The 5,762-nt window shown below is 57.5% G+C and carries 7 protein-coding genes and 1 tRNA gene; 4 read left to right on the top strand and 4 right to left on the bottom strand.

Annotated features, from left to right (window positions below):
* Positions 1–24 precede the first annotated feature (24 nt).
* The 3 genes from tuf (at position 25) to dapB (ending at position 2,558) form a co-directional block, all read left to right on the top strand.
* Positions 25–1,254 (top strand): elongation factor Tu, encoded by a 1,230-nt coding sequence (gene tuf / locus NW860_RS02655; RefSeq protein WP_414512213.1) that lies wholly within the window; start codon positions 25–27, stop codon positions 1,252–1,254.
* 91 nt (positions 1,255–1,345) lie between these two features.
* Positions 1,346–1,663 (top strand): 30S ribosomal protein S10, encoded by a 318-nt coding sequence (gene rpsJ, locus NW860_RS02650; RefSeq protein ID WP_414396025.1) that lies wholly within the window; start codon positions 1,346–1,348, stop codon positions 1,661–1,663.
* 121 nt (positions 1,664–1,784) lie between these two features.
* On the top strand, positions 1,785–2,558 hold the full coding sequence (gene dapB / locus NW860_RS02645) for a 4-hydroxy-tetrahydrodipicolinate reductase (RefSeq protein WP_414512210.1): 774 nt from the start codon (positions 1,785–1,787) through the stop codon (positions 2,556–2,558).
* Here the strand turns inward: dapB and NW860_RS02640 are convergent.
* Positions 2,555–3,466 (bottom strand): methylenetetrahydrofolate reductase, encoded by a 912-nt coding sequence (locus tag NW860_RS02640; RefSeq protein WP_414512208.1) that lies wholly within the window; start codon positions 3,464–3,466, stop codon positions 2,555–2,557. The two genes, dapB and NW860_RS02640, sit on opposite strands and share 4 nt — an antisense overlap.
* A 333-nt stretch (positions 3,467–3,799) precedes the next feature.
* A tRNA-Met gene (locus tag NW860_RS02635) sits at positions 3,800–3,871 on the bottom strand.
* A gap of 73 nt (positions 3,872–3,944) precedes the next feature.
* On the opposite strand from NW860_RS02635, the gene NW860_RS02630 reads away from it, so the two are divergent.
* A complete protein-coding gene (locus tag NW860_RS02630) occupies positions 3,945–4,496 on the top strand; it encodes a GDYXXLXY domain-containing protein (protein WP_414512207.1) in 552 nt (183 codons plus the stop codon).
* A 35-nt stretch (positions 4,497–4,531) separates the two neighbouring features.
* On the opposite strand, the gene NW860_RS02625 is transcribed toward NW860_RS02630, so the two are convergent.
* Both NW860_RS02625 and NW860_RS02620 read right to left on the bottom strand, forming a co-directional pair.
* Positions 4,532–5,176 (bottom strand): Rho termination factor, encoded by a 645-nt coding sequence (locus NW860_RS02625; RefSeq protein ID WP_414512206.1) that lies wholly within the window; start codon positions 5,174–5,176, stop codon positions 4,532–4,534.
* The coding region (locus NW860_RS02620; RefSeq protein WP_414512205.1) for a ParA family protein at positions 5,169–5,762 on the bottom strand (594 nt) is incomplete at its 5' end. The genes NW860_RS02625 and NW860_RS02620, both read right to left, overlap by 8 nt.

Raw genomic sequence — 5,762 nt, 5'->3', positions numbered from 1 at the left:
AACTGAAAAAGGAAGTGAGGATTCATGGCACGCCCTAAGTTCGAACGCACCAAACCCCACGTTAATGTTGGCACCATTGGCCACGTGGACCATGGTAAGACGACGTTGACCGCCGCCATTACCATGACCTTGGCTGCCCTCGGCCAAGCGACGCCCAAGCGCTACGACGAGATTGACGCAGCGCCAGAGGAGAGAGCCCGCGGTATCACCATCAACACGGCCCACGTGGAGTACCAGACAGAGAAGCGTCACTACGCCCACGTGGACTGCCCTGGCCACGCTGACTACGTAAAAAACATGATCACAGGGGCAGCCCAGATGGACGGGGCCATCCTGGTGGTGTCGGCGGCAGATGGACCCATGCCGCAGACGCGGGAGCACATCCTGCTGGCCCGCCAGGTGGGAGTGCCCAACATCGTCGTCTTCCTCAACAAGGTAGATATGGTGGACGACGAGGAGCTGCTGGAGCTGGTAGAGCTGGAGGTGCGGGAGCTCCTGTCCAAGTACGATTTCCCCGGCGACGAAGTCCCGATTGTCAGGGGATCGGCTCTTAAGGCTTTGGAGAAGATGCAAGCCAACCCCAAAACCCAGCGGGGTGAGGATCCGTGGGTGGACAAGATCCATGAGTTGATGGATGCGGTCGACTCCTACATCCCGACGCCAGTGCGGGAGGTGGACAAGCCCTTCCTGATGGCAATAGAAGATGTCTTCTCGATTACAGGTCGTGGCACGGTGGCAACCGGCCGAATTGAGCGCGGCCGCATCAAGGTGGGGGATACGGTAGAGATCGTGGGGCTGCGCGAGACCCGCTCCACCACGGTGACGGGTCTGGAGATGTTCCAGAAGACGCTGGACGAGGGGATTGCAGGCGACAACGTCGGCGTTTTGCTGCGGGGTATTCAGAAAAACGAAGTGGAGCGGGGCATGGTCCTAGCCCAGCCCAAAACCATCACCCCCCACACCCAGTTCGAGTCGGAGGTTTATGTCCTCACCAAAGAAGAGGGGGGCCGCCACACACCCTTCTTTGCGGGCTATCGTCCCCAGTTCTACGTGCGTACCACCGACGTCACGGGCACCATTTCCTCCTTTACGGCTGACGATGGCTCGAAGCCGGAGATGGTGATGCCGGGCGACCGCGTTAGGATGACGGTGGAGCTCATCCGACCCATTGCCATTGAGCAGGGGATGCGCTTTGCCATCCGCGAAGGCGGTCGGACGGTTGGAGCTGGGGTAGTCTCCAAGATCCTGAAGTAAGCTACTGGCTCGCAGCAGGGATTGGGCGCTGGTTACTCCAGAGGACTCGATCCCTGTTGCCTTTTAAGTACACCCTACTCTCTCTTCAAGTATGGCTACTTTAACCCAACAAAAAATTCGCATCCGCTTGCAGGCCTACGACCATCGGCTGCTGGATACTTCCTGCGCCAAAATTGTGGATACAGCCCGCCGAACGGAGGCAGTGCCAGTGGGGCCAATTCCGCTGCCGACGCGGCGGCGCCTTTACTGTGTGCTGCGTTCCCCTCATATAGACAAGGACTCGCGGGAACATTTTGAAATCCGCACCCACCGGCGCATTATCGATATCTATTCCCCCTCCTCCAAGACTATCGATGCTTTGATGAAGCTAGATCTGCCGGCAGGGGTAGACATTGAGGTGAAGTTGTGATGGCCTGGGCGGGGATCTCTAGCGCTCCAAGGTAAGGGGGCAGGCGGTGGCGACGGCAGTCGAGCAAGAAGGACAAAATTCTGAGCCCATCCCCGTCTTAGTGGTAGGAGCCCTGGGCAGGATGGGGAGGGAGGTGGTGCGAGCAGTGGCCCAAACCCCCGACATGAGGTTGGTGGGAGCAGTGGCTCGTTCGCACCTAGGCGCAGATATTGGCGAGGTGCTAGGGCTAGGAGCGTTGGGAGTGGCCATTAGCGACGACCTGGCAGGGCAGCTGCTGCGGCTGTCGCAGCAGAGTACCCGAGGCGTCATGGTGGACTTCACCCATCCTAGCTCTGTGTACGAAAACGTCCGCTCGGCAATTGCCTTTGGGGTGCGGCCAGTGGTGGGGACAACCGGCCTAACGCCGGAGCAACTGGAGCGGCTGCGGGATCTAGCGGACAAGGCTGGCGTGGGCTGCCTCATTGCGCCTAACTTTGCCATCGGCATGATCCTGCTGCAGCAGATGGCGCTGCAGGCGGCTCAATATTTCGATCACGTGGAGATTGTCGAGCTGCACCACAACCGCAAGGCCGATGCCCCCAGTGGCACAGCTCTGCAGACGGCCCAGCGGCTGGGACAACTGGGCAAGGCATTCAACCCCCCCGAGGTGGAAGAAAAGGAGCTGATCCCCGGCTCGCGGGGTGGGATCCCTGGCCCCAACATCCCCATCCACAGCGTTCGCCTGCCGGGGTTGGTCGCCCACCAGGAAGTAATCTTCGGCGGCATGGGGCAGACGCTCACCCTAAGACACGACATCACCGACCGCGTGGCCTTTATGCCGGGGGTGATCCTGGGCATCCGCAAGGTGTTGCAGCTCAAGGGATTGGTCTACGGGCTGGAGCAGGTGTTGAGCTAGTTGCTAAGAGGTGGGATCCCGGCCTCGTCAAGGATGCGGGGGATGAGATGTTCGGTCTTGACGGCCATCAGGTGCACGCCGTTGCAGATCTGGCGGGCCTGGCGCACCTGTTCGGCGGCAATGCGAATCCCTTCTTCCAGGGGGTTGGGAGCCTTGGCCAGCCGCTGGATGATGGCCTCCGGGATCTGCACCCCTGGCAAGTTGCGGTTGATGAACAGGGCGTTTTTGGCTGACTTGAGCAGAAAGATACCGGCCAGGATGGGCTTGCCGGCAGGGCGCCCCAGCTTGTCCATGAAGCGCTCCAGTTGGTCGAAGTCGGTCACTATCTGGCTCTGGAAAAACTGGGCCCCGTGCTCCAGCTTGCGGTAGAAGCGCCGCTCCAGGCCCGAAAAGCTAGGGGATTGTGGCTCTACCGCTGCCCCCGGAAACAGGCAGGTGCCGCCGTCAGGAAGGGGTTTGCCGTTGCAGTCAAGGCCGCTGTTGAGGCGCTGGATAAGCTGCAGCAAGCGCACCGACTCCAAGTCAAAGACGGCTCGAGCATCGGGGCAATCCCCGACGTGGATGGGATCCCCCGTCAGGGCTAGAACATTGCGCAGGCCAAGAGCCGAAGCTCCTAGCAGATCCCCCTGGAGAGCCACGCGGTTGCGATCCCGGCAGGCCAGTTGCAGGATGGGCTCAATGCCCGCTTGATGCAGCAGCAGCGAGGCGGCCAAGGGGCTCATGCGGGCAACAGCCCGGTTGGAGTCAGTTATGTTGATGGCGTGCACCCGCTGCTTGAGCTGCTGGGCCAAAGCCAGCATAGCAGTGGTGTCGGATCCCTTGGGTGGGGTGATCTCGGCGGTGAGCAGAAACTCTCCCCGCTGAATGGCTTGAGCAAAGCGCGATGGCGGTGAGCAAGTCAAGGCCACAGTTTTAAGAAGAGAAAGCAGTGCGCTGGCCTATTATCGATCGTTTGAGAGAGTTTTTCTAGCTAAGGCATTGCTTTTTCTTTAGAGCAGGGGGAAAGCTGGGGGCTATAAGGACTCCTCCCGCTAGCGCGAACGTAGCCCTGCAGTTGGCAAGCCACTCACGAGCCTCTAGCGGGCTGGTTTACAGAAGCCCCCAAAAGCGCAGTCTCATTTCTTCCAGCCACAATGCCCGCACCCTAACCTCTTCCTGCGCTGCTGGATAGGCAGATCCTTGGAGCAGGCTTGACTAGTGTATCTGGGATTCACCAGCACTACGCCAACCTCTTCTTGGGATGGCTCAGGCGTGATTCGAACACGCGACCCAGGGCTTATGAGTCCCCTGCTCTACCGCTGAGCTACTGAGCCAGGGAGGTGCTTAGCCTAGAATAGCATCTCTGCATTGAAACTGCTCCCTAAAAATTGCTCTCCCCGGCTATCTGTGTCAACTCCTTCTCCCCAGGGATCCCTACGGCGATTTTGGCTAGCCCTGCTGCTACAGGTGGGCCTGGTTGCACTGGTACCAGCCCGGAAAGCGCTTACCCTTGCCACCGGCACCCCCATCTACTTGCAGATTGCTCCTGTGGATCCCTATGACCTCTTGCGGGGCCGCTACGTAGCTTTGAGCTACACCGTTGCCCAGTTTTCCACTTTGGAGAAGCTACCTGGCTGGTCACCTGAGCTGAGTAGGCCAGGGATCCTCTATCTGCGCTTGGCCCCTCCCAATGGGGATCCCGCTCAACCCTGGCAGGCCATCGGCCTCAGCCGCGACCGACCCAAGGATCTGCAGCCTGCGGAGGTCGCCCTGCAAGGTTGGTTCGATGGGTGGCAGCTCAGGTTTGGGATCGAAGAGTTTTTCATTTCGGAAGCGCTGGGAGATGTTCTGGAACTAGAGATCCGCCGCAACCCAGAAACACTGCGAGCAGAGGTGAAGGTGGATCCCTGGGGCCAAGCAGCGCTGGTGGGCCTTTGGGTAGGAGAACAGCGGTACTAAGAGAAGAGTAAAGCTGGTCTTGCTCTGCCGCCCTTCTAGCCCTCTTTCTTTTTCCGAGAGCGAGTTGCGCTTGTTTTCTTGGCCCTGGCAGATGCTGTGGATTTTTTAGACGACTTCTTCTGGCTAGGAGGTGGCGCTGTAGGAGTTAGAAAAAATACTTCTTTCAGGGCCTCCAACTTTTTGCCTCGTGTAATTTTGCACCCCAGCTTGGTTATGGGGGTTAAGTCCTGCCACCAGCTCCTATCTGCCTCCGCAATTCGCGCGGCTGCAATGGTTATATCAACTCCCTTAAGGGGGGTGCCAGGCTGCTCGGCCAGGTATCTCAACGCGGCCAAGATAGTTTCTCTCGGGGCCTCTGTCAGATTCACCTTTGGGACAATTTCTCTGGTGAGGATTTGGGCCTGCTTAACCTGCTCTGGATCAGGATCGACAACAATGCACCAGAGCCTCTCCAGCCCTGCCTCTCGAGCAACTGCATAGACAAAATGGTTACCAATGGCCTTGTACTGATAGTTGCCAGCCTCGGCCACCAGCAGAGGAACCCAGTTGTGTCCTCCTGTCGCCCTTAGCTGATCTGCGGCTGCTGTAACAAGGAAGGAGGGAGCAGAAAACCCGTCGGCAGGTGTAATGCTATCCAGAGGTAAGTTAACTAGCCTACCGAGATCTGAAAACTCACTCATCGGTAAAGTACTCATCGGCAAGACTCTGATAGCATTTTAAAACTCTCCTATCCTTAAAAACGGCAGGGGATCCTTCAAAGGCTGCAGTTTTTATCACTGCATATTCAGGTATTCTGAAAATGTATTTGTCCTCATTATCTTTCTTAAGTTTTGGCCAGAAATATGGACGTAGGTTCATGCTTCTCTCTTGTCTGACAATTTCGTCTATCTCATCATTTGCTCGTTTAATAGCGTTTTCGCTTCCTGAGGAGGGGACGCCATTGAAAAAGATAGGCAAAGTCCTGGGGCCGCCATCCTGTCGTGACTTAGCAGTTTCTGGAACAAAGCTGGTGATTACTCTAGCAGCATTATTCAGGGAACACAGATCGCCGGGGTGAGTAGGTATCAAAATAACGTCGGCAGCAAAAACACCACTTTGGCTGAAGTAAAGCCATTGAGTTGGGCAGTCGATTAGGATGTAATCATACTCATTGCGAAGAGGGGCAATGAGATCGCGAAGGCGCCGAGTTCCCTTTGGGATATATGCTACTGCCCGGCTATCAGTCAACGTCTCTAGTTCAGGGTCTCTTGGGATAATGTCGAAGAT

Source organism: Synechococcus sp. F70.1 (assembly GCF_047502745.1).
Lineage (GTDB): Bacteria > Cyanobacteriota > Cyanobacteriia > Thermostichales > Thermostichaceae > Thermostichus.
Note: the sequence above shows the minus strand (reverse complement) of the source record. Positions and strands in the feature narration are given on the sequence as shown.